Raw genomic sequence first — 22536 nt, forward strand, 5'->3', positions numbered from 1 at the left:
GGCTCCCAGTAGACGACTGGGTTGATAGGCCGGATATGGAAGCCCTGTAAGGGGTGGAGTTGACCGGTACTAATAGGCCGAGGGCTTGTCCTCAGTTGCTCGCGTCCACTGTGTTGTTCTGAAACAACGACCCCATGGCATGGCCTGTCGTGGTGCGGTTGACAGTTTCATAGTGTTTCGGTGGTCATAGCGTGAGGGAAACGCCCGGTTACATTCCGAACCCGGAAGCTAAGCCTCAAAGCGCCGATGGTACTGCAGGGGGGACCCTGTGGGAGAGTAGGACGCCGCCGAACAATCTTTCAGAAGAACCCCCATCCGGGATCCGGATGGGGGTTCTTCGCGTTTCCGGGAAATTCGCCCGAGCCCTGCCGGGTAACCCCCGCCGAGTGGCTGGTCCACCGTCAATATGCCGCTAAAACCGCCCGATCGGTGGGCTGATCAGCGGAAAATCGCTGGTCACGCCGTAGTCTCGAAGGGAAGGGGAACAAGCGTCCGGGGGCGACTCCCGGGCTCGGCCGGATCAAGAATGGTGCTCATGGGACGAGGCAGGCTGCGCATCTACCTCGGGGCGGCGCCCGGGGTCGGCAAGACGTACGCCATGCTCGCCGAGGCGCACCGGCGGCGGGAGCGTGGCACAGACGTCGTGGTGGCGTTCGTGGAGGACCACGGCCGCCGGCGTACCGCGGACATGGTGGCCGGGCTGGAAGTCGTGCTGCGGCAGCAGGTGGTGCACCGGGGGGCCAGGTTCTCCGAGATGGACCTGGATGCCGTCCTCGCCCGCCGCCCGCAGGTGGCGCTGGTGGACGAGCTGGCCCACACCAATGTGCCCGGCTGCCGCAACGCCAAGCGCTGGCAGGACGTCGAGGAGTTGTTGGCGGCCGGGATCGACGTGGTCTCCACCGTCAACGTGCAGCACCTGGAATCGCTCGGCGACGCCGTCGCGGGCATCACCGGGGTGCGCCAGCGGGAGACCGTGCCGGACGAGGTGGTGCGGCGTGCCGACCAGATCGAGCTGGTGGACATGTCCCCACAGGCGCTGCGGCGGCGGCTGGCGCACGGGAACGTGTACGCGCCGGAGAAGGTCGACGCCGCTCTCGCGAACTACTTCCGTCCGGGCAACCTGACCGCGCTGCGCGAGTTGGCGCTGCTGTGGACGGCGGACCGGGTGGACGAGTACCTGCAGAAGTACCGTGCCGAGCAGGGCATCGAAGGCACCTGGCAGGCCAGGGAGCGGATCGTGGTGGGCCTCACCGGCGGGCCCGAGGGCGCGACGCTGATCCGCCGGGCGGCCAGGATCGCGGCCCGCGTCTCCGGGGGCGAGCTGCTGGCCGTGCACATCTCCCGGTCGGACGGGCTCACCGGCTCCGGCTCGCCGCAGACGCTGATCGAGCAGCGCGCGCTGGTGGAGAGCCTCGGCGGGTCCTTCCACGCCGTGCTGGGCGACGACCCGGCCGCCGGGCTGCTGGACTTCGCCCGGGGCGTGAACGCGACCCAGATCGTGCTGGGCACCAGCCGCCGGCCCGCCTGGCAGTACGTGTACGGGCCGGGCGTCGGCATCATGGTGACCCGGGAGGCCGGGGACATCGACGTCCACATGGTCACCCACGAGCACGCGGGGCACGGCCGCGGAAGGATCCCCGTCCGGCGGATCACCGACCTCGGCCGGACCCGGACGGTCGCCGGCTGGCTGGTCGGACTGGCCGGCCCGCCGCTGCTGGCGGTCGTGCTGACCACGATCGGCGGCCTGGGGCTCTCCACCGACATGCTGCTGTTCCTGTCGTTGACGGTGTGCGCGGCGCTGGTCGGCGGGCTGCTGCCGGCGATCGGCTCGGCGCTGGTCGGCTCCTCGGTGCTGAACTACTACTTCACGCCGCCGCTGCACACGTTCACCATCAGCGAGCCGCAGAACATCATGGCGGTGGCGATATTCAGCATCGTCGGAATATCGGTGGCCTCCGTGGTGGACCTGGCGGCCCGGCGCACCCACCAGGCGGCCCGCAGCCAGACCGAGGCGCAGACGCTCAGCGCGCTCGCCGGCACGGTGCTGCGCGGCGCCCCCGACGGGGACGGGGTGCTGCCCGCGCTGATGGAGCAGGTGCGGGAGACGTTCGGGCAGGAGAGCGCCGCGCTGCTGGAGCGCCCGGAGCCGGTCGGCCCGTGGGCGGCGGTGGCCGGCGCCGGGCCGCGGCCGCCGGAGCGGCCGGAGGAGGCCGACGTGGACGTCCCGGTCGGCGAGTGCCTGGCGCTGGTGCTGCGCGGCCGGGTGCTGCCCGGGGCGGACCGGCGCCTGCTCGGGGCTTTCGCCGCGCAGGCCGCCGTGGTGCTGGAACGCCGCCGGCTGTCCCGCGAGGCCGCCGCGGCGCGCCGGGAGGCCGAGGGCAACCGGATCCGGACGGCTCTGCTGGCCGCCGTCTCGCACGACCTGCGCACCCCGCTGGCCGGCATCAAGGCCTCGGTGACCTCGCTGCGTTCGGCCGACGTCCAGTGGGATCCGGAGGACGAGGCGGAGCTGCTGGCCGGGATCGAGGCCGGGGCCGACCGGCTGGACCACCTGATCAACAACCTGCTCGACATGAGCCGGCTGCAGACCGGGACGGTCACCCCGCTGATCCAGGAGACCGACCTGGACGAGGTGGTGCCCTACGCGCTCGGCGGGGTGCCGGCGGCATCCGTCCGGCTGGACGTCCCGGAGACGCTGCCGATGATCCGGGCCGACGGCGGGCTGCTGGAGCGCTCGCTGGCCAACCTGGTGGAGAACGCCGTCAAGTACAGCCCGGACGGCGTCAGGGTCCTGGTCAAGGCCGACGCGCTGGAGCAGCCGGGGTTGCCGGGCCGGGTCGAGTTGAGGATCGTCGACCGCGGGCCGGGCGTGCCGGAGGAGGCCAAGGAGAAGATCTTCGCGCCGTTCCAGCGCTACGGCGACGCGCCGCGGGGCGCCGGGGTGGGCCTGGGCCTGGCGGTGGCGCGCGGCTTCGTCGAGGCGATGGACGGTACCGTCACCGCCGAGGACACCCCCGGCGGCGGCCTCACCATGGTCGTGAGCCTGCCGGCCGTCGAACGGCCGCCCGAACCGGACGGGCCGCCCGAACCGGACGGGCCACCCGAACCGGACGGGCCGCCCGAACCGGACGGTCCGGGTGAGCCGGGCGAGCCGGGCGGCGACGGAAGCGGCCCGCTCGCGGAGCTGATCACCTGAGCCCGGTGGGCCGGTGGGGCCCGCGCTCCCCGGTGCCCCGCGTCGTACCGCACGTCAGCCCCACAGTCCGTCAGTCACCCCCAGTCCGTAAGTCAGACAGCCCTGAAAGGCGGAGCCCGCACATGACCCGGGTCCTCGTCGTGGACGACGAACCGCAGATCGTCCGCGCGCTGGTGATCAACCTCAAGGCCCGCAAGTACGAGGTGGACGCGGCCCATGACGGCGCGAGCGCCCTGGAACTGGCCGCCGCCCGGCATCCGGACGTCGTCGTCCTCGACCTGGGCCTGCCCGACATGGACGGCGTCGAGGTGATCCGGGGCCTGCGCGGCTGGACCCGGGTGCCGATCATCGTGCTGTCCGCCCGGCACGCCTCGGACGAGAAGGTGGAGGCGCTGGACGCCGGCGCCGACGACTACGTCACCAAGCCGTTCGGCATGGACGAGCTGCTCGCCCGGATGCGGGCCGCCGTGCGGCGGGCCGAGCCGGTGGCCGGGGAGGCCGACTCGCTGGTGGTCACCGAGAGCTTCACGGTCGACCTCGCGGCCAAGAAGGTCAACCGGGACGGCGCCGACGTCCGCCTCACCCCGACCGAGTGGCACCTGCTGGAAGTGCTGGTCCGCAACGCCGGGCGGCTGGTCAGCCAGACCCAGCTGCTGCAGGAGGTGTGGGGCCCCGCCTACCGCACCGAGACCAACTACCTGCGGGTCTACCTCGCCCAGCTGCGCCGCAAGCTGGAGCACGACCCCTCGCACCCGCGGCACTTCATCACCGAACCGGGAATGGGATACCGGTTCGAGAGCTGACCGCCGTTGCCCCCGGCGGCTGAACGACCTGCCGCCGGGCGCCCGGAAACCGGTACCCTTCCGGCATGAGTGGTGACAACAGCAGCGGCCAGCCGCAGGGTCGGTTCCGCCGCATGCTCAGCCGGCTGACCTCCTCGGCCGAGGAACTGGACGCCGAGGACCTGCGCCAGGAGAGCGCCGCCGAGTCGGGATGCACGCCGATCGCGGGCTGCGGTGACCGCGAGCTGGTCACCGTGGCGGGCACGCTGCGTACGGTGACGCTCCGGCCGAGGGCCGGCGTGCCGGCCCTGGAGGCCGAACTCTTCGACGGCACCGAGCCGTTGGACGTGGTCTGGCTCGGCCGTCGCTCGATCGCGGGGATCGAGCCCGGCCGTCGGCTGGTCGCCAGTGGCCGGATCAGCCACGCACGCGGGCGCCGCGTGCTGTTCAACCCCCGCTACGAGCTGCGTCCGGTCGGACACGGGAGCGAATCAGCGTGAGCAACCAGCCCGGCGGCGACGCCGCCCAGCTCGACCTGGCCCAGGACCCGGCGGCCGAGGAGGCCGCCCGGAAGGCCGCCTCCAAGGAGGCCGCCGACACCGTGATGAAGGCCTTCGGCGGCGTGCGCGGCATGATCGACATGACGCTGCCCGGCCTGGTCTTCATCGTCACGTACAACCTGACCCACCAGGTCAGCACGTCCGCGTGGGCCGCGCTCGCGCTGAGCGGACTGTTCGTGGTGGCCCGGCTGGCGAAGCGGGAGACCATCCAGCACGCCTTCAGCGGGGTGTTCGGCGTCGCCCTCGGCGCCTGGATCTCGATGAAGAGCGGCAAGGCCGAGGACTTCTACCTGCCCGGCCTGCTCTGGAACGTCGGCTACTGCATCGCCCTCGCGGCGTCCGCGCTGGCGCGCTGGCCGATGATCGGCGTGATGCTCGGCCCGATCACCGGCGAGATGTTCACCTGGCGCAAGGAGAACCCGGGCCGCCTGGCCGCCTACACCAAGGCGACCTGGGCCTGGGTAGTGATCATGGGCCTCAAGCCGGTGGTCCTCTTCCCGCTGTACTTCACCCACAACGTCAACCTGCTGGGCTGGCTGAAGGTCGCCCTCGGCATCCCGCCGATGCTGCTGGCGATGTACGTCACCTGGCAGATCCTGCTGAAGGCGCCGCCGCCGATCAAGGCGCCGCTGGACGACGAGGAGGAGCAGCCGGCCAAGTAGCCGCGCCTCCCACGGCTTTCCCCGCACGCGACGGCGCAGGGCCCGCACCCACCCGGGTGCGGGCCCTGCGCCGTTCCTCCGGTCCTGCGGGGCCGGTCCTACTGGGCGCCGGAGGTGGCCGACAGCAGCTGCTCCAGCTCCTCCTCGCGCTCCTGGGCGGCGACGAAGAGCAGCTCGTCGCCGCCCTCCAGGGTGTCGTCCTTGCCCGGCACCAGGACCCGGCCCTCGCGGATGATGGTCACCAGCGCGGTGTCCTGCGGCCAGACCACGTCGCCGACCCGGGTGCCGACCAGCTCGGTGTCGGAGGCCAGGGTCAGCTCGACCAGGTTGGCGTTGCCCTGGCTGAAGCGCATCAGCCGGACCAGGTCGCCGACGCTGACCGCCTCCTCCACCAGGGCGGACATCAGGCGCGGGGTGGACACGGCCACGTCCACGCCCCAGGACTCGTTGAAGAGCCACTCGTTCTTGGGGTTGTTCACCCGGGCGACCACCCGCGGCACCGCGTACTCGGTCTTGGCGAGCAGCGAGACGACCAGGTTGACCTTGTCGTCACCGGTCGCGGCGATCACCACGTGGCAGCGCTGCAGCGCGGCCTCGTCCAGGGAGGTGATCTCGCAGGCGTCGGCCAGCAGCCACTCCGCCATGGGCACCCGCTCCACCGAGATGGAGTTGGGGTTCTTGTCGATCAGCAGGACCTCGTGACCGTTCTCCAGCAGCTCGCCCGCGATCGAGCGGCCCACGGCACCGGCACCGGCAATGGCGACCCGCATCAGTGACCCTCCTCCTTCGGCCCCTGCGCGAACGCGGCCTCGACGGCCGTCAGGTCGGCCCGGCGCAGCATCACGTGCACCAGGTCGCCTTCCTGCACCACCATCTGCGACGTGGGCAGGACGCCCTCGCCGAGCCGGGTGACGAACGCCACCCGGGTGCCGGAGGCATCCTCCAGCGCACCGATCCGGTGGCCGACCCAGCTGGGGTCGTACGCGACCTCGGCCAGCTGCACGCCGCCGCTCGGGTCCTGCCACAGCGGCTCGGCGCCGCTCGGCAGCAGCCGGCGCAGCATCTGGTCGGCGGTCCAGCGGACCGTCGCGACGGTGGGGATGCCCAGGCGCTGGTAGACCTCGGCGCGGCGGGGGTCGTAGATCCGGGCCGCGACGTTCTCGACGCCGAAGTTCTCCCGGGCCACCCGCGCGGCGATGATGTTGGAGTTGTCACCGCTGGAGACCGCGGCGAACGCGCCGGCCTCCTCGATGCCCGCCTCGCGCAGGGTGTCCTGGTCGAAGCCGACGCCGGTGACCCGGCGCCCGTTGAATCCTGCGCCCAGCCGACGGAACGCCGTCGGGTCCTGGTCGACGACGGCGACCGAGTGGCCCTGTTTCTCCAGGGCTCTCGCGAGGGCGGAGCCCACGCGGCCGCAGCCCATGATGACGATGTGCACCGGCGCTACCTCACCCGTCCCGTTGGGGCACTGACCTGCGCAAACACCGTTCATCTCCCTTTCCGGCCCGGCTGTCCGGGACGAGCGTTCTCGTGGGGCGCCGGCCCCGGCAACACCCCACAATCCGAGTGTTGCCCGCCGACTCGTATGCGACACGCTAGCCGGTCCATAGAACGCAGTCGCGACGAAGGGGGGGACAAACGGCGGAGGCTTGTCCGGGGAACCCCTACGATTCCTTACCGTGCCTATGCCGAAAGACCTTCCGAAACGCATCCTGATCGGGCGCGCGCTGCGCAGCGACAAGCTGGGCGAAACGCTTCTCCCGAAGCGGATCGCGCTGCCTGTGTTCGCCTCGGACGCGCTCTCCTCGGTCGCGTACGCCCCCGAGGAAATCCTGCTCACGCTCTCGATCGCGGGCACCTCGGCGATCCACTTCTCCTGGCAGATCGGCCTCGTCGTCGCGATCGTCATGCTCGCCGTCGTCGCCTCCTACCGGCAGAACGTGCACGCCTATCCGAGCGGTGGCGGTGACTACGAGGTCGCGACCGTCAACCACGGGCCCAAATCGGGCCTGGTGGTGGCGAGCGCCCTGATGGTCGACTACGTGCTCACCGTGGCCGTGTCGACCACCTCGGGCGTCGCCAACGTCGTCTCCGCCGTCCCCTCGCTGCGCGGCCACGAGCTGACCCTGTCGGTGATCGTGGTCGTCCTGCTGATGGGCATGAACCTGCGCGGTGTCCGCGAATCCGGTACCGCCTTCTCCGTCCCCACCTACGCCTTCATGGTCGGCGTGATCGGGATGGTCGGCTACGGCGTCTTCCGGCACTTCGTGCTCGGCCAGGACATGCCCGCCGAGAGCTCCGGCTTCCACCTCATGCCCACGCCCGGCAACGGCTCGCTGGCGGGCTTCGCGATGGTCTTCCTGCTGCTGAAGTCCTTCTCCTCCGGCTGCGCCGCACTCACCGGCGTGGAGGCGATCTCCAACGGCGTGCCGGCCTTCCGCAAGCCCAAGAGCAAGAACGCCGCCACCACGCTGCTGATGATGGCGAGCATCGCCGTCGTGATGTTCATGGGCATCATCTGGCTGGCCCGCCTCACCGGCGTCCAGATGGCCGAGAACCCGGCGGAGCAGCTCGGCGGCGCCTCCTCCGGCTACCACCAGAAGACCGCGCTGGCCCAGATCAGCGAAGCCGTCTTCAACAACTTCACGCCCGGCTTCTACTTCGTCGCCGCCGTCACCGGCCTGATCCTGGTGCTCGCCGCCAACACCGCCTTCAACGGCTTCCCGGTGCTCGGCTCGATCCTCGCGCAGGACCGCTACCTGCCCCGGCAGCTGCACACCCGCGGCGACCGGCTGGCCTTCTCCAACGGCATCATCCTGCTGGCGATCGCCGCGATCCTGTTCGTCGTCGCCTTCGACGCCGACCCCAACCGGCTGATCCAGCTCTACATCGTCGGCGTCTTCGTCTCCTTCAACATGAGCCAGTCCGGCATGATCCGGCACTGGACCCGGCTGCTGCGCACCGAGACCGACCCGGCCAAGCGCCGCCACATGCAGCGCAGCCGGGCGATCAACACCTTCGGCCTGGTGATGACCATGGCCGTACTGATCGTCGTCCTGGTCACCAAGATCAGCCACGCCTGGATCGCGATCGCGGCGATGGTCGTGCTGTTCGTGATGATGAAGGGCATCCGCCGCCACTACGACCGGATCTCCGACGAGCTCACCGCCGCCGAGGAGCCGGACGACGTGGTGCTGCCCACCCGGGTGCACGCCATCGTGCTGGTCTCCAAGCTGCACAAGCCGGCGCTGCGCGCCCTCGCGTACGCCAGGCTGGCCCGCGCCCACACCCTGGAGGCGGTCACGGTCAACGTCGACCCGGCCGACACGGCGGCGCTGCGGCAGGAGTGGGACGAGCGTGGCATCGAGGTGCCGCTCAAGGTGCTGGACTCGCCGTTCCGCGAGGTCACCGGGCCGGTCCTGGACCACGTGAAGAACCTGCGCCGCAACAGCCCGCGCGACGTGGTCTCGGTCTACATCCCCGAGTACGTGGTCGGCCACTGGTACGAGCACCTGCTGCACAACCAGAGCGCGCTGCGGCTCAAGGGCCGACTGCTGTTCAAGCCCGGGGTGATGGTCACCTCGGTGCCCTGGCAGCTGGAGTCCTCGGAGCGGCGCAAGCCGCAGAAGGCCTGGTCGGCGCCGGGTGCCGTCCGGCGTGGCGAGCCGCGGGCGCCGAAGGCCGTACAGTCGAAGGATCCCGACTCCACCGGCGCGAGTGCCGGTGCCACCTCCGACCGCAGCAAGGACGCCTCTTCGTGACCCGCAACACTCCGCCCCGCTCCTCGGGCTCCTCCTCCGGCAAGGGCTCCCGCCGGAGCGGCTCCCAGCCCGGGCAGGTGTCCCGGCCGCGCTGGGGCCGGCCGTCCCGTCCGGAGGCCACCGACCGCGACGGCCTCACCGCGCGCACCGCGCCGATCGTCCCGGGGGAGCAGGAGCCGTCGGAGAGCCCGAAGCCGAGCCGGGGCGCCGCCGGGAAGGGCGCGGGCAAGGGCGTCGGCGCGGGCGCGGGCAAGGGTGCCGGGAAGGGCTCCTCCGGCGCTGCCGGTGCCGCTGGTGCCGCCGGTGCTTCGGGGGCCTCCGGTGGGGCTCGGAAGGCGCCGCGCAAGCAGGCGGTGCGGCCGCCCAAGGCGCTGCGAACCCCCGCCGCGCGGGTGCCGCGGTCCGAGACGCCGTCCGGCGAGCCGCTGGCCGGACAGCGGTACGAGGTCGAGGTCGGCCCGGTCGCGCACGGCGGCGGGCACTGCGTGGCCCGGTACGAGGGGCGGGTGCTCTTCGTGCGGCACGCGCTGCCCGGCGAGAAGGTCGTCGCGCTGGTGACCGAGGGCACCTCCACCTCGCGCTTCCTGCGGGCCGACGCGGTGGAGGTGCTGGAGCCTGCCAAGGAGCGGATCGAGGCGCCGTGCCCGTTCTCCGGCCCGGGCAAGTGCGGCGGCTGCGACTGGCAGCACGTCACCCCCGGCGGGCAGCGCAAGCTCAAGGCGTCGGTGCTGACCGAGCAGCTGGCCAAGCTGGCCGGGCTCACCCCGGAGGAGGCCGGCTGGGACGGCAGCGTCGAGCCGGTCGGCGGCAAGCTCCCGGCCGGACAGGTGCCGGCCTGGCGCACCCGGATCCAGTACGCGGTGGATCCGGAGACCGGGAAGGTCGGCCTGCGCAAGCACCGGTCGCACGACGTGCAGCCGGTGGACCGCTGCCTGATCGCCTCCGAAGGCGTCAGCGAACTGGGCATCGAGTCCCGGGACTGGCCGGGCGTCGCCTCGGTCGAGGTGTACGCCGCGGCCGGCTCCTCGGACCGCCAGGTGGTGCTGACGCCGCGGCCCGGCGCCCAGCTGCCGCTGGTCGAGCTGGACAAGCCGGTGTCGATCGCCCGGATCGACGAGCAGGGCGACGTGCACCGGGTGCACGGCCGCGGCTTCGTGCGCGAGCGGGCGTCCGGGCGGACCTGGCGGGTCAGCAACGGCGGGTTCTGGCAGATCCACCCGGAGGCGCCGGACACCCTGGTCGACGCCGTGCTGGACGGCCTGGACCCGCAGTGGGGCGAGAACGCGCTCGACCTGTACTGCGGCGTCGGCCTGTTCGCGGGCGCGCTGGCCGACCGGGTCGGCGAGGACGGCGCGGTGCTCGGCATCGAGTCCGCCAAGCAGGCCGTGGTCGACGCCCGGCACAACCTGGCGGCGCTCGACAACGTGCGGATCGAGTGCGACCGGGTCGAGGCGCTGCTGCCGCGCACCGGCATCACCGCCACCGACCTGATCGTCCTGGACCCGCCGCGCTCGGGCGCCGGGCGCGAGACCGTCGCGCACCTGGTCGGGCTGGAGGCGCGCCGCATCGCGTACGTCGCCTGCGACCCGGCGGCGCTCGCCCGGGACCTGAAGTTCTTCCGCGAGGGCGGCTACCGGCCGGTGTCGCTGCGGGCCTTCGACCTGTTCCCGATGACCCACCACTTCGAGTGCGTGGCGATCCTGGAGCCCACCGGGGAGTGACCCCCTCGGCCGGTCCGGTCGGCTCGAACCAGGAGGCGGTACCCGCTGCGGCGGGTACCGCCTCCTGGGCGTTGCGGGCCGGGCGGGTCAGGGCTCGTTGTGCTCCTCCTCGTCGGCGCTGTGCGGGAGGACGATGCCGTGCTGGGAGGCGAGCCGCAGGAGTGAGGCGACCCGGCCCTCGTACGCCTGGATGCCGTCGGCATCCCTGTCGGCCCGCGCCGCCGCGAGGTCCCGTCGGGCCTGGGCGAGCTGCTCGCGCAGCTCCTGGTCGAACATGGCTGTCATAGCCGGCCTCCACACCGGTCGGTGCCGGTCAGTGGAACGCTCAGGGGAGTTCACCATCCCGGATGGTGAAGGACTCTTCTAGTCTCGCTCGTTCTGCCGGGGGTGGGGCGGTGGTGGGCGGGTATGGGAGATGGGCGGCTCGGAGCGGTGGCGGGCGGGCGGTGTGGGTGAGGGTTCCGGGGCGGCTGAGGGTGGCCGAGGTGGCTCGGGGCGGTGGCTCGGGGCGGCCTCAGGCGGCTCTTGTGGTGGCTCTTGAGATGGCTCTTGAGATGGCGGGGAGGTTGCGTGGGGGCGTGCGGAGGGTGTGCGGGCGGTGTGCGTGCGCCCTTGTTGTGCTAGCACTTCGGCGCTAGCTTGAAGCCATGGCCAAGAAGCAGCTGAACGTCCGCGTGGACGCCACGACCGCGGAGATGGCCCGGGAACGGGCGGAGCAGCAGGGGATCAGCATGAACCAGTACATCGAGCGCCTGGTCCAACAGGACATGGGCGAGTCCGGCCGGGCCTTCGTCGACGCGGCCGCGCAGTTCATGAAGGAGTACGAGTCGGCGTTCCTCGCCGAGTTCGGGGAGCCCGGCGACCTCCAGGACGTGCGCCGTTGAAACTGGAGGTCGACCTCTCGTGGCTGCTCATGACCGCCGAGCAGTACACGCCCGGTGATCCGCAGGTCACCGACTACGGCTCGCTGCTCGCGGCCGTCACCCGCCACCAGGCCGAGATATTCGACATCGCCGTCTACCCCGAACCACAGGACCGCGCCGCCGCGCTGATGCACCAGCTGATCAGGGTGCCGGCCCTGGAGAAGACCAACGAACTCTTCGCGACCGCTGTCGCCTACGCCTACCTCGTCGCCAGCGGCTGCACCGTCGCCACCACCGCCCGCGAGGTGCGCAGCCTCTCCCGGGCCATCCGCGAAGGGCGGCTCGGGGTGTCCGGCGTCGCCGAACGGCTGTCGGCGTGGGTGGTGGACGAGGCCGAGGGGGAGGGCGTCAGCGGGGCGGACGACGAGGACGAGGACGACGAGTGACCGCCGCCCCCGTCGGGTCGCGGGGTGCCGGGCCCGGCCAGGACCGCGGTGGTGGGGTGTGCGGTCAGGGCGGTCAGGGCGGTCAGGGCGGTCAGGACGGTCAGGACGGCGGTGAGGCGGGCTCCGCGATCAGCGCCGTCGCGAACGGACGGAAGCCGGCCCGGCGGTAGATCCGGGCGACGTCCTCGTCGGAGGCGGACAGGAAGACCGTCCGTACGCCGGCGGCCCGGGCGTGCGCGACCAGGGCCGCCGTGACCGCGAGGCCCAGGCCGCGACGGCGGGCCGAGGGCAGGGTGCCCACGCCGACCACCTCGCCGACCGCGCCCACCGGGAGGTACTGCCCCGCGCACAGCACGGCGCCGCCGTCCAGCGCGGCGGCCTGCACGGTGGTGCCGCCGGCGATCCGCTCAGCGATCCGCGCCACCGCGCCATCAGCCGTCAACTGTGCGATGCTCCGCGCCAGTTCGGCCGCGCCGCCCTCGCCGATGGCGGTGCCCGGCGCGCCGAAGGCCACATGCGGAACGGCCACCGCCTCGGCCAGCTCGGGCGCGTCCGGAGCCAGCACCCGCACCTCCACCCGCTGCGGCAGCGCGGGGGCGGGGGCCGACTCGTCCTGCGGGCCCAGCACCAGCAGCGGGTGCTCGTGCACCGCCAGGCCCGCAGCCTCGACCGCCGCGCGCAGCTCGGGGTTCTGCTCGCCGACCCACTCGAAGGCCTCCGGCGCGCCCAGTTCCCGCTGCCGCTCCAGCACCCGGCGGACGTCGTCGGCGGTGGCGGCCGGGCCGTCGTGGCCGAGCGTCGGGCGGGCGTAGTACGGCCAGCCGGCGCCCTCGCGGACGAACAGGGTCAGCGGGCCGAAGTCCTCGGCGCGGGCGGCGTTGCGCGGTACGGCGTCGTAGTAGCGCTCGATCTCGTCGAGCAGGGGGCGGTCGGGGCGGTCGGGGGCATGATCGGCAGAAGTCACGGCGTGCATCCAAGCAGGGGCGCGGGAGGGTCGCCACCGGTTTGTTGGTGCCGTCCGGGCGGCGATTGTTGCCGAACGCTTACCGGCCCGCGTCGATCTTGTGCGGGTACGGCGTGCATGCTGATGCCTTTACAGCTCTGCCGAGGGGGACGGCGGACGTCTGCACTCGGCGAGGCAAGGGGGAAGACAGGCCCATGAGGCTCTGCTTTCTGGTGGAGGAACACTACCGGTACGACGGCATGCCGCTCGACGTGGCGCGCCAACTCACCACGTGGGGGCACCGGGTGGACGTGCTGCGCCCCGGGGACTCGCTGCTGGCGATCTCCGAGGCGGTCCGGGCCGGCAGCCACGATGCCTGGGTGCTCAAGACCGTCTCCGGCGGGCCCGGGCTGACCCTGCTGGAGGCCGCCGCCGCGGTCGGGCTGACCACGGTCAACGACGTGCGCTCGATTCGGGGCGTCCGGGACAAGGCGCTCGCCGCGGTGATCGGCCGCACCCGGGGCCTGCCCGTCCCGGTGACGTACGCCGCCGCGCGCTGGGAGCGGCTCGCGGAGATCCCGGCCGTCGAGTACCCGCTGGTTGTCAAGCCCGCCGACGGCAGCTCCGGGCGGGCCGTCCGGCTGGTGCGCAGCCCGGACGACCTGCTGGAGGTCGGGCCGGAGCTGGCCGGGGAGGGGCTGCTGATCGCGCAGCCGTACGTGCCGAACTCCGGTACCGACCTCAAGGTGTACTGCGTCGACGGCGAGCTCTTCGCGACGGAACGTTCCTCCCCGCTGCACCCCGGGCAGGGCGTGCGGGAGCGGCAGGTGCCGCTGCCGGGGAGCGTCGCGCGGATCGTGGCGCAGGTCGGCGAGGTGTTCGGCCTGGACCTGTACGGCGTCGACGTGCTGCTCGGACCGGACGGGCCGGTGGTGGTCGACATCAACGACTTCCCGAGCTTCCGGCAGGTGCCGGACGCCGTAGCCCGGGTCTCCCAGGCGGTGCTGCGGCTCGCGCGCAGCGGGACGGCCGTGTCGGCGCCCACCGAGCCCGCCGCCGCCCTGGTGCCGGCGGGTCGCATGGCGTACGGCCAACTTGGCCTCGCAGATCGGGAGTTGCTGTGAAGGTCGGGCTGATCAGCAGCGATCCGGGGCACCCGGTGCTGGCGGCGGCCGCCGCCCTGCTGGAGCGGCGAGGGCACGCGGTCGAGGCCGTGTCGCCCAGCGGGACGGCGGCCACCGGCCCGGCGGCCGCGCTCGCGGACGTCTACCTGCTCAAGGCCCGTACGCCCCGGGCGCTGGCGCTGGCCGGGGCACTGGAACGGCGGGGCGTGCCCGTGGTCAACTCGGCTGCGGCGACCGAACTCTGCCAGGACCGGGTGCGGATGGCCGACCTCGCCCGCGCCGCCGGACTGCCGTTCGCGGCGACGGCCGCCGTCGGCCGGTTGGGCGAACTCGCCGATGCCGCCTACCCGTTCGTGGTCAAGAGCCGGCACAGCAGACGCCACGACCTGGTCGCCAGGGTCGACGGCCCGGCCCGGCTGCGCGAACTCGCCGAGCGCTGGCCCGAGGAGCCCGTCGTCACCCAGCCGTTCGTCCCGGGGACCGGCTGGGACCAGAAGCTGTGGGTGATCGACGGGCAGGTGTTCGCCGCCCGGCGGCGGTCCGAACTCGCCGCCGAGCCGGGGGCGTCGGGGAGGGCGGAGGACTGGGAGCCGCCCGTCGAGCGGGCCGCGCTCGCGCTGCGCGTCGGCGAGGTGTTCGGACTCGACGTGTACGGGGTCGACCTGCTCGACGGGCCGGCCGAGTCCGTCATCGTGGACGTCAACGCCTTCCCCGGGGTCCGGGGCCGGCCCGGCGCGCCCGAGGCGCTCGCCGCGCTCGCGGAGCGGGTCGCGGCGCAGCGGGGGCGGGCGGCCGCCGGTCGGGGGCGGTAGGGGGCGCTGGGCGGGGTGTGCCCTGGTCGGGCGGGCGTTGGGTGGGAGGGGCGCCGGGCGGGCGGGGCGCTGGGCCGGTTCGCGCGGTCAAGCAGGCCGGGTCGTTAGGCTGGCTCGCGCCCCCGACCGGACGGGGCGTACGGCGAGAGAAGACGGAACGTTGCTGCAGGACATCGAGCGCTACCTGGCCTGCCCCCTCTGCGCGCAGGCCCTCACCCGGCACGACCGCAGCCTGCGCTGCCCCGCCGGGCACGGCTTCGACCTCGCCAAGCAGGGCTACGTCAGCCTCCTCGCCGGCGACGCCCACACCGGCACCGGGGACACCGCCGACATGGTCGCCGCCCGGGCGGACTTCCTCGCCGCCGGACACTACCGGCCCATTGCGGACGCCCTCGCCGAGGCGGCCGTCGAGGCTGCCGGCGAACCCTCAGGTGAGCCCGACCGGCGGGTCGCCGACCTCGGTGCCGGCACCGGCCACTACCTGGCCCACGTCCTCGACGCCCTGCCCGGCAGCGTCGGCGCGGCCCTCGACATCTCCAAGTACGCGCTGCGCCGCGCCGCCAAGGCGCATCCGCGGATCGGCGCCGTCGTCTGCGACGCCTGGCGCCCGTTGCCGCTGCGCGACGCCTCCGCCGAACTGGTGCTCAACGTCTTCGCCCCGCGCAACGGGCCCGAGATCCGCCGGGTGCTGCGCCCCGGCGGCACCCTGCTGCTGGTCTCGCCCACCGCCTGCCACCTGCGCGAACTCGTGGACGCCCTGGGGCTGTTGTCGGTGGACGAGGAGAAGCAGCGGCGGATCGACGAGAAGCTCGGGCCGTACCTGACGCCGGCGGGGCGGCGGGAGGTCGAGTTCACCCTGCGGCTCGGCCCGCAGGACGTGCGCACCGTCGTCGGCATGGGCCCCAGCGCCTGGCACACCGACGCGGAACGGCTCGCTGCCGCGCTCGCGGCACTGCCGGAGCCGGTCGAGGTGACCGCCTCGGTGACGGTGGCCGCGTACCGGCGCTGAGCGGCTCGAATGCTGCTCGGGTACTGCTCGGGTACTGCTCCGGTCCCGCTCAGGTGTCGCTCGGGTGCTGATCCGGTGCTGCCCGGGTGCCGTACCGGTGCCGTTGAGGGCGGCCGGTCAGCGCGATCGGGGTGGGGCGCCACGTTGGGATGAATCTGTCGTGCAGGCACGTTTCCGCCCGTCGGCCTGCGGCTAACGTCCGACGGGTGAACCGCGACGCCACCAGGCCTGCTGGGCCGGCCCACCTCCGACCGGACGCGCCGGGGCCAGACCGGCCGCCCGTCGCGCCCGTCCCGCGCCCCACCGTCGAGGAGCTCCGACTCACCTCGTTCAAGTCCTACCGGCGCGCGGTCCTGCCCCTCGCGCCCCTCACCGTGCTGCACGGGCCCGCCGGGGTGGGCAAGTCCAACGCCCTCGACGCGCTGGCGGTGCTCTCCAGGCTCGCCCTCGGCGAGGAGATCGCCGACTCGCTGGACGGGCTGCCCGACCGCGCCGGCCCGCTCGCCGTGCCCGTCCGGGGCGGGCTGGACGGGTGCGTCCCGCACGGACGGGACGCGATCATCCTCGGCTGCACCGTCCGCTCCCCGCACGGCCGGATCCGGCTCGACCTCGTGATCCGCACCGACGGACCGGTCCGGATCGCCCGGGAGTCGCTCACCCTCGACGGCCGGACCCTCGTCGACACCGGTGAACAGGACGTCCGCAACCGGCGCGTCAACGTCTGCTGGCACAACGACAGCCGCCAGGGCGACATCCGGGCGCCCTTCCCCAGCGGCACCATGATCACCGCGCAGCTGCCGCTGCGGGTCGCGGGCTCGTCGGCCGGCGAGTGCCTGGTCCTCGCCGCCACCGAGGACCTGCTCACCGCGTTGCGCGAGGTCTTCCTGCTGCACCCCGTCCCCGCCCTGATGCGGGGCTGGGCCCCGGCCGACCCGGGGGCCCGCCTGCACAGCAACGCCGCCAACCTCTCCGCCGTCATCGCCCGACTGAGCAACGAGTGCCCGCGCCGGTACGGGCAACTGCTGCGCGTCGTCCAGTCCGCCGCGCCGCACCCGCTGCTCGGACTCACCCTCGCCGAGCGCGAGAGCGAAGGTGTACGGCGCGTCCTGGCCGTCTTCGACGAGGGCGTCCTCGGACGCACCGGCGCCGACCAGGCCTCCGACGGCATGCTGCGCCACCTCGCCTTCGCGGCGGTGCTGCTGACCGGGGCCGGGGTGCTCGACCTTGACGTGGCCGCCGAGGTGCCGTGGGCGCACCGGCAGCTCACCGTGCTGGCCGAGGACCTGGGAGCCGGGCTCTCCGTCGAGCAGGCCGCTTCGCTGCTGCGGCTGGCGCGGGACATGGCGGAGCGCAGCCAGCTCCGGGTGGTGGCGGCGCTGCAGGAGCCGGCGGCCGCGTGGGAGGCGCTGGGCGCGGGCGATGTGCGGTCGGGCGCGGCGGTGGTCGTCGAGTGCCGGCGTGATCCCGGTTCGGGGTTCACGGTGCTGCGGCCGGAGACGGCCCGGGGGCCGGCCAGGGTGCCGGCCCAGGGCGGGCACGGGGGGCGTCCGGCGGGCGGGGAGGGTACCGCCGGGGAAGGCGTCACCGGGGAAGGCGTCACCGGGGAGGGTGCCACCGGGGAGGGGGACGGCCCGGCCGTGGGCGGCGATGCGGTAGACCTGGAGGGGTGAGCGAACGAGTGACGGGGGCCGGGGATCCGGCCCTGGAGACCCTGCGGCAGCGGCTGGCGGATTTCGCGGCGGCCCGGCGGTGGGAGCCCTTCCACACGCCGAAGAACCTGGCGGCGGCGTTGAGCGTGGAGGCGGGGGAACTGCTGGAGATCTTCCAGTGGCTGACGCCCGAGCAGGCGGCCGCGGTGATGGGCGAGCCGGAGCGTGCGCACCGGGTACGTGACGAGGTCGCGGACGTGCTGGCGTACCTGCTGCAGTTCTGCACCGCGGTCGGGGTGGACCCGCTGGAGGCCCTCGCGGCCAAGATCGAGCGGAACGAGCACCGCTTCCCGGTGCCGGACGGGCCCGCCGGCGTCAACTCGGACGTGGGCGACCAACCCTTGTGAGGGACAAAAGTTATCCACAGCCCTGGAGTTGTCCACAGCTTCTGACAAGGCGGATGCACAGCCGGGCGCTTCCTCGCACGCTTGCGCCGTGACCACAGGGCCGCCTCCTCGGCGGCCCGGGTCGACGGCGACGGCGAGCGAGAGGAGCGGTGGCCATGGAGGCGCTGCGACTGATCAAGACGGCCCGGCACGCCCTGGCCGAGGCCAGACACGTACCGGATGTGCTGGCCGAGGCGCGGCAGGCCGCGCTGCTCACCGAGGCGGTGGGCGCCCGGCTGGCGGAGTCGGAGGACGAGGAGCTCACCGGCCTGGGCCAGCAGCTCTCCGAGGCCGGGGCGCACGCGGCGGTCTGCCTGGACCGCTCTGTCGTCCGGGCCGCCCTGGTGGGCGGCGGCCGGGCCGCGCGGCTCACCGAACTCGGCGAGGTGGGCCCGGCGTTGGGGGCGTTGGACGGGCTGCTGCAGGAGGTCGGCGAGACGCTGGTGGTGCTGGCCTGCGGCGCCGACACCGAGAGCCTCTACTGGACGTGCATCGACGGCGTCGACGCGATGTCGGAGTGCAAGGACCTGACCGGGCGGCTGCGGGCGGCGGCGGGCCTGCCCGGGGGAGAGGAGCGTACGGCGCTCGGCGGGGCGGAGCCCGAACGGGCGGGTTGCGGCTCGCCGTTACTCGTCGTCCGGCTCGGACCGCCGGACGCTGAGCTGCCGGTCGATGGTGGACCGGTGGGCGGTGGGCCGGACGCCGGCGGGCTGATGGACGGCGGGCTGGTGGACGGCGATCCGTCGGCCGGCGGAACGGCGGCGGCCGCGGTCGGCTCGTCGCCGGACGACGGCGGCCCGCCCGGTGCGGGTGGGCCGCCGGTTCGTGAATCGGTGCCGGGCTACCGGGCGCCCGGCACGGCCGAGGCCTCGGAGGTGGCCGTGCCCGTCGGATAGGAGGCGGCGCCGGCGCCCCGAGCGCCCGAGGACGCCGTAAGTCTCCGGGGTGAGCCGGGAGCGGAGGCGGAACGAGGGCGGAACGAGGCCGAGAGGCCGAGACACAGAAAGAGGAGGCGCGGGAAGGGGGAGTACCCACCCCTTGCCACTCTCAACGTATAGCGCACGGGGGGTCTTGCGGCAAGGCCCCCGTGGTGGCGCACAATCACAGGCCTCAGATCGGAGCTGATGCCATGAACCCCCTGACCACCAGTGCGTTCGACCTCCCCGACCGCCTCGCCGCCAAGGCCGACCCGGCACTCATCGGCCGTGACGAGCGGCACTTCGCTGCCATCGCGGAGAGCCTGGAGCAGACGATCGCCGAGTTGTCCGACCGCCTCGACGACCTGCTCCGGGCGCCGGGCGGTCTCGGCCGGCAGGCGATGGACCGGGACATCGAGGTCCACAGGCTGACCGGGCGCCTGCGCGCCCTGCGTCGCTTCGGCCTGGACCTGTGCCTCGGGCACGTCGTCGGCGCGGACGACCCCGAGCCGGTGTACATCGGGCGGCTCGGCCTCACCGACAGCGAGGGCCGCCGGTTGCTGGTCGACTGGCGCTCGCCCGCGGCCGAGCCGTTCTTCGCGGCGACCCACGGCGACCCGATGGGGTTGGTCAGCCGCCGCAGGTACCGCTGGAGCGGCGGCCTGATCGGCGACTACTGGGACGAGGTGTTCGCCGCCGAGGCTCTGGAGGGGCACGCCGCGCTGGACGACCAGTCCGCGTTCATCGCCGGCCTGGGCGCCAACCGGTCGGCCCGGATGCGGGACGTGCTGGCCACCATCCAGGCCGACCAGGACGCCATCATCCGGGCCGGATCCCGGGGCGCCCTCGTGGTCGACGGCGGGCCCGGCACCGGGAAGACCGTCGTCGCCCTGCACCGCTCCGCGTACCTGCTCTACTCCGATCCCCGGCTCGGCCACCGGCGGGGCGGCGTGCTGTTCGTCGGCCCGCACCAGCCGTACCTGGCCTACGTCGCCGACGTCCTGCCCAGCCTCGGCGAGGAAGGCGTGCGGACCTGCACCCTGCGGGACCTCGTCGCCGAGGGTGCGGTGGCGGAGGCCGAGGCCGACCCGGAGGTGGCCCGGCTGAAGTCCTCGGTCGACATGGTGAAGGCGATCGAGAAGGCCGTCCGGTTCTACGAGGAGCCGCCCACCGAGGGCATGGCGGTCACGACCCACTGGGGCGACGTATGGCTGAGCGCCGAGGACTGGTCCGACGCGTTCGACGCGCCCGACCCGGGCACCCCGCACAACGAGGCGCGCGAGCAGATCTGGGCGGAACTCGCCGCGATCCTGATGGACAAGCTCGACGGGGACGACGAGGAGGTGTCACCCGAGCTGTTCCGCCGGTCACTGCGGCAGGACCGGGAGCTGGTGGAGACCCTCAACCGGGCCTGGCCGCTGCTCGAAGCGGCCGACCTGGTCGGAGACCTCTGGTCGGTGCCCGCCTACCTGCGGATGTGCGCGCCCTGGCTCGACGCCGAGGAGGTCCGCAAGCTGCAGCGCAAGCACGCGCCCCAGGCCTGGACGGTGCCCGATCTGCCGCTCCTGGACGCGGCGCGGCAGCGGCTCGGTGATCCGGAGGCGGCTCAGCGGCAGCGCCGGCACGAGGCCGCGGCCGCCGCCGAACGCGCCCGCATGGCCGACGTCATCGGCGACCTGCTGCAGGCCGACGACGACGGTGAGGGCGCGGTGACGATGCTGCGCGGGCAGGACCTCCAGGACAGCCTGGTCGACCAGACCGCCCTGCCGGTCGCCGATCCGGAGCCGCTGGCCGGCCCGTTCGCGCACATCGTCGTGGACGAGGCGCAGGAGCTGACCGACGCGGAGTGGCAGATGCTGCTGCTGCGCTGCCCGTCCCGGAGCTTCACCATCGTCGGGGACCGCGCGCAGGCCAGGCACGGCTTCGCCGAGTCCTGGCAGGAACGGCTGGCGCGGATCGGACTCGACCGGACCACGGTGGCCTCGCTGAGCATCAACTACCGGACGCCGGAGGAGGTGATGGCCGAGGCCGAGCCCGCCATCCGGGCCGCGCTGCCGGACGCCAACGTCCCGACCTCGGTGCGCAGCAGCGGCATCCCCGTCGGCCACGGGGCCGTGTCCGAGCTGGACGCGATCCTGGACGGCTGGCTGGCCGAGCACACCGAGGGAGTCGCCTGTGTGATCGGCGCATCCGACTTCCGGGCCAGGCCGCGGGTCCGGTCGCTGACCCCGGAGCTGTCGAAGGGGCTGGAGTTCGACCTGGTCGTCCTGGTCGACCCGGAGGCGTTCGGAGGCGGCATCGAGGGAGCCGTCGACCGCTATGTCGCGATGACCCGGGCGACCCAGCGGCTGGTGATCCTCAGGAGTGCGTGAGGCAGGAGGGAGGAGGAAAAGACACGGAGAACGGAGATCGGAGGGAGAGCGAGAGGAGCCGCCGCCGCGGGCCCGCAACGCGAGCGGGGCCCGGAGCCGAGCGGCACCGGACCCCAAGAAGCTGTGCCCGCAGGTCAGTTGTGGGCGTGCAGGTCGGCGTTCAGGCCGCCCCAGGAGCCGGAGCGGGCGATGACCTCGACCGCGCCGGTCTGCGAGTTGCGGCGGAACAGCAGGTTGTCCTGACCGGACAGCTCGACGGCCTTGGCCACCGTGCCGTCCGGGGTGGTGACCCGGGTGCCGGCGGTGACGTAGAGGCCGGCCTCGACCACGCAGTCGCTGCCGAGTGAGATGCCGATGCCCGCGTTGGCGCCGAGCAGGCAGCGCTCGCCGACCGAGACGACCTGCTTGCCGCCACCGGACAGGGTGCCCATGATCGAGGCGCCGCCGCCGATGTCGCTGTGGTCGCCTACGACGACGCCCGCGCTGATCCGGCCCTCGACCATGGAGGTGCCCAGCGTGCCGGCGTTGAAGTTGACGAAGCCCTCGTGCATCACGGTGGTGCCGGCGGCCAGGTACGCGCCGAGCCGGACGCGGTCGGCGTGGGCGATGCGCACACCGGTCGGGGCGACGTAGTCGGTCATCCGGGGGAACTTGTCGATCCCGTAGACGGCCAGCTGCCCGCCCTGGGCACGCACGGCGAGGCGGGCCTGCTCGACCTTGTCCACCGGGACGGGGCCGATGCTGGTCCACGCCACGTTGGCCAGCAGGCCGAACATGCCGTCCAGGTTCTGCCCGTGCGGCTTGACCAGGCGGTGGCTGAGCAGGTGCAGACGCAGGTACATGTCGTGCGTGTCGAGCGGTTTCTCGTCCAGGGAGGCGATGGTGGTGCGCACGGCGACCACCTCGACGCCTCGGCGCGCGTCGGCGCGCAGCGCCTCGGCCGCGCCGGCGCCGAGCTCGGCATCGGCCTGCTCGGCGGTCAGGCGGACGGTGCCGGCCGGGCCGGGCTCGGCGGCCAGCGCCGGGGCGGGGTACCAGGTGTCGAGGACGGTGCCGTCGGCGGCGATGGTGGCCAGGCCGGCGGCCACGGCGCCGTTCGCCGGGGAGGTCGATTCGAGGGAGGTGGATTCAGCAGTCACATCGTGCACGTTAGCCAATGCGGGGCTCCCGTGCCGAACACGCCCACCGTGCGGACGGGACGGACGGAGGCCCTGGCCGGCGGGGCGCGGGGTGGAAAAATCGGTGCTCAGGGCGTTGCGGCTGGACGATACTT

20 protein-coding genes and 2 rRNA genes are annotated in these 22536 nt (G+C 73.2%); 17 read left to right on the forward strand and 5 right to left on the reverse strand.

Going from position 1 to position 22536, the window contains the following annotated elements; all coding sequences use genetic code 11:
* The 6 genes from AC0B61_RS09805 to AC0B61_RS09830 form a co-directional block, all read left to right on the forward strand.
* Positions 1-93, forward strand: a 23S ribosomal RNA gene (locus AC0B61_RS09805); the annotation flags it as partial.
* Positions 94-176: 83 nt separating this feature from the next.
* Positions 177-293 (forward strand): 5S ribosomal RNA (gene rrf / locus AC0B61_RS09810).
* A 242-nt stretch (positions 294-535) separates the two neighbouring features.
* Positions 536-3196, forward strand: a complete 2661-nt coding sequence (locus AC0B61_RS09815; protein WP_471740116.1) for an ATP-binding protein — start codon at positions 536-538, stop codon at positions 3194-3196.
* A 122-nt stretch (positions 3197-3318) separates the two neighbouring features.
* Positions 3319-3999: a response regulator gene (locus AC0B61_RS09820; RefSeq protein ID WP_471740117.1), complete on the forward strand. Its 681-nt coding sequence runs from the start codon at positions 3319-3321 to the stop codon at positions 3997-3999.
* A gap of 65 nt (positions 4000-4064) precedes the next feature.
* A complete protein-coding gene (locus tag AC0B61_RS09825) occupies positions 4065-4478 on the forward strand; it encodes an OB-fold nucleic acid binding domain-containing protein (RefSeq protein ID WP_471740118.1) in 414 nt (137 codons plus the stop codon).
* Entirely contained in the window at positions 4475-5200 is a 726-nt protein-coding gene (locus tag AC0B61_RS09830) for a DUF3159 domain-containing protein (RefSeq protein WP_471740119.1), read from the forward strand. The genes AC0B61_RS09825 and AC0B61_RS09830 overlap by 4 nt, the downstream gene beginning before the upstream one ends.
* Positions 5201-5298: 98 nt before the next feature.
* Here AC0B61_RS09830 and AC0B61_RS09835 read toward each other — a convergent pair whose 3' ends face one another.
* A complete protein-coding gene (locus tag AC0B61_RS09835; RefSeq protein WP_471740120.1) occupies positions 5299-5970 on the reverse strand; it encodes a potassium channel family protein in 672 nt (223 codons plus the stop codon).
* A complete protein-coding gene (locus tag AC0B61_RS09840; RefSeq protein WP_471740121.1) occupies positions 5970-6638 on the reverse strand; it encodes a potassium channel family protein in 669 nt (222 codons plus the stop codon). The genes AC0B61_RS09835 and AC0B61_RS09840 overlap by 1 nt, the downstream gene beginning before the upstream one ends.
* A gap of 247 nt (positions 6639-6885) precedes the next feature.
* On the opposite strand from AC0B61_RS09840, the gene AC0B61_RS09845 reads away from it, so the two are divergent.
* Entirely contained in the window at positions 6886-8961 is a 2076-nt protein-coding gene (locus tag AC0B61_RS09845) for an APC family permease (protein ID WP_471740414.1), read from the forward strand.
* Positions 8962-9353: 392 nt separating this feature from the next.
* Complete coding sequence (locus AC0B61_RS09850) at positions 9354-10682, forward strand: class I SAM-dependent RNA methyltransferase (protein ID WP_471740415.1); 1329 nt, start codon at positions 9354-9356, stop codon at positions 10680-10682.
* Positions 10683-10769: 87 nt separating this feature from the next.
* Here the strand turns inward: AC0B61_RS09850 and AC0B61_RS09855 are convergent, their stop codons facing one another.
* Positions 10770-10967, reverse strand: a complete 198-nt coding sequence (locus AC0B61_RS09855; RefSeq protein WP_471740122.1) for a hypothetical protein — start codon at positions 10965-10967, stop codon at positions 10770-10772.
* A gap of 362 nt (positions 10968-11329) precedes the next feature.
* Between AC0B61_RS09855 and AC0B61_RS09860 the strand changes: the two genes are divergently transcribed.
* Both AC0B61_RS09860 and AC0B61_RS09865 read left to right on the forward strand, forming a co-directional pair.
* Positions 11330-11566 (forward strand): toxin-antitoxin system HicB family antitoxin, encoded by a 237-nt coding sequence (locus AC0B61_RS09860; RefSeq protein WP_471740123.1) that lies wholly within the window; start codon positions 11330-11332, stop codon positions 11564-11566.
* Entirely contained in the window at positions 11563-11991 is a 429-nt protein-coding gene (locus AC0B61_RS09865) for a fic family toxin-antitoxin system, toxin component (RefSeq protein ID WP_471740124.1), read from the forward strand. The genes AC0B61_RS09860 and AC0B61_RS09865 overlap by 4 nt, the downstream gene beginning before the upstream one ends.
* Positions 11992-12091: 100 nt before the next feature.
* On the opposite strand, the gene AC0B61_RS09870 is transcribed toward AC0B61_RS09865, so the two are convergent.
* Positions 12092-12955 carry a GNAT family N-acetyltransferase gene (locus AC0B61_RS09870; protein WP_471740125.1) on the reverse strand — a complete coding sequence of 288 codons (864 nt, stop codon included), beginning with the start codon at positions 12953-12955 and terminating at the stop codon, positions 12092-12094.
* 194 nt (positions 12956-13149) lie between these two features.
* Between AC0B61_RS09870 and AC0B61_RS09875 the strand changes: the two genes are divergently transcribed.
* The 7 genes from AC0B61_RS09875 to helR all read left to right on the forward strand — a co-directional run bounded on the left by AC0B61_RS09875 (position 13150) and on the right by helR (position 21263).
* Positions 13150-14058 carry an ATP-grasp domain-containing protein gene (locus AC0B61_RS09875; RefSeq protein WP_471740126.1) on the forward strand — a complete coding sequence of 303 codons (909 nt, stop codon included), beginning with the start codon at positions 13150-13152 and terminating at the stop codon, positions 14056-14058.
* The gene (locus AC0B61_RS09880; RefSeq protein ID WP_471740127.1) at positions 14055-14870 is read left to right on the forward strand and encodes an ATP-grasp domain-containing protein; all 816 of its coding nucleotides are present in this window, start codon (positions 14055-14057) and stop codon (positions 14868-14870) included. The genes AC0B61_RS09875 and AC0B61_RS09880 overlap by 4 nt, the downstream gene beginning before the upstream one ends.
* A gap of 160 nt (positions 14871-15030) precedes the next feature.
* Positions 15031-15879, forward strand: coding sequence for a putative RNA methyltransferase (locus AC0B61_RS09885; RefSeq protein WP_471740128.1), 849 nt, complete (start codon positions 15031-15033; stop codon positions 15877-15879).
* Between the two features lie 206 nt (positions 15880-16085).
* Entirely contained in the window at positions 16086-17549 is a 1464-nt protein-coding gene (locus tag AC0B61_RS09890; RefSeq protein WP_471740129.1) for an AAA family ATPase, read from the forward strand.
* Positions 17546-17935, forward strand: coding sequence for a nucleotide pyrophosphohydrolase (locus AC0B61_RS09895; RefSeq protein ID WP_471740130.1), 390 nt, complete (start codon positions 17546-17548; stop codon positions 17933-17935). Before AC0B61_RS09890 ends, AC0B61_RS09895 begins: the two co-directional genes overlap by 4 nt.
* A 155-nt stretch (positions 17936-18090) precedes the next feature.
* Entirely contained in the window at positions 18091-18870 is a 780-nt protein-coding gene (locus AC0B61_RS09900; protein WP_471740131.1) for a DUF6099 family protein, read from the forward strand.
* A gap of 233 nt (positions 18871-19103) precedes the next feature.
* Positions 19104-21263 carry an RNA polymerase recycling motor ATPase HelR gene (gene helR / locus AC0B61_RS09905; protein ID WP_471740132.1) on the forward strand — a complete coding sequence of 720 codons (2160 nt, stop codon included), beginning with the start codon at positions 19104-19106 and terminating at the stop codon, positions 21261-21263.
* A 134-nt stretch (positions 21264-21397) separates the two neighbouring features.
* Here the strand turns inward: helR and dapD are convergent, their stop codons facing one another.
* Positions 21398-22402 carry a 2,3,4,5-tetrahydropyridine-2,6-dicarboxylate N-succinyltransferase gene (gene dapD / locus AC0B61_RS09910; RefSeq protein ID WP_471740133.1) on the reverse strand — a complete coding sequence of 335 codons (1005 nt, stop codon included), beginning with the start codon at positions 22400-22402 and terminating at the stop codon, positions 21398-21400.
* Positions 22403-22536 lie beyond the last annotated feature (134 nt).

The sequence above is a fragment of the Kitasatospora sp. NPDC023385 genome (assembly GCF_055664045.1).

Coding starts and splice junctions, on each gene's coding strand:
- AC0B61_RS09815 (WP_471740116.1), top strand. CDS start 536: ATGGGACGAGGCAGGCTGCGCATCTACCTCGGGGCGGCGCCCGGGGTC.
- AC0B61_RS09820 (WP_471740117.1), top strand. CDS start 3,319: ATGACCCGGGTCCTCGTCGTGGACGACGAACCGCAGATCGTCCGCGCG.
- AC0B61_RS09825 (WP_471740118.1), top strand. CDS start 4,065: ATGAGTGGTGACAACAGCAGCGGCCAGCCGCAGGGTCGGTTCCGCCGC.
- AC0B61_RS09835 (WP_471740120.1), bottom strand. CDS start 5,970: ATGCGGGTCGCCATTGCCGGTGCCGGTGCCGTGGGCCGCTCGATCGCG.
- AC0B61_RS09845 (WP_471740414.1), top strand. CDS start 6,886: ATGCCGAAAGACCTTCCGAAACGCATCCTGATCGGGCGCGCGCTGCGC.
- AC0B61_RS09855 (WP_471740122.1), bottom strand. CDS start 10,967: ATGACAGCCATGTTCGACCAGGAGCTGCGCGAGCAGCTCGCCCAGGCC.
- AC0B61_RS09860 (WP_471740123.1), top strand. CDS start 11,330: ATGGCCAAGAAGCAGCTGAACGTCCGCGTGGACGCCACGACCGCGGAG.
- AC0B61_RS09875 (WP_471740126.1), top strand. CDS start 13,150: ATGAGGCTCTGCTTTCTGGTGGAGGAACACTACCGGTACGACGGCATG.
- AC0B61_RS09900 (WP_471740131.1), top strand. CDS start 18,091: ATGGAGGCGCTGCGACTGATCAAGACGGCCCGGCACGCCCTGGCCGAG.
- helR (WP_471740132.1), top strand. CDS start 19,104: ATGAACCCCCTGACCACCAGTGCGTTCGACCTCCCCGACCGCCTCGCC.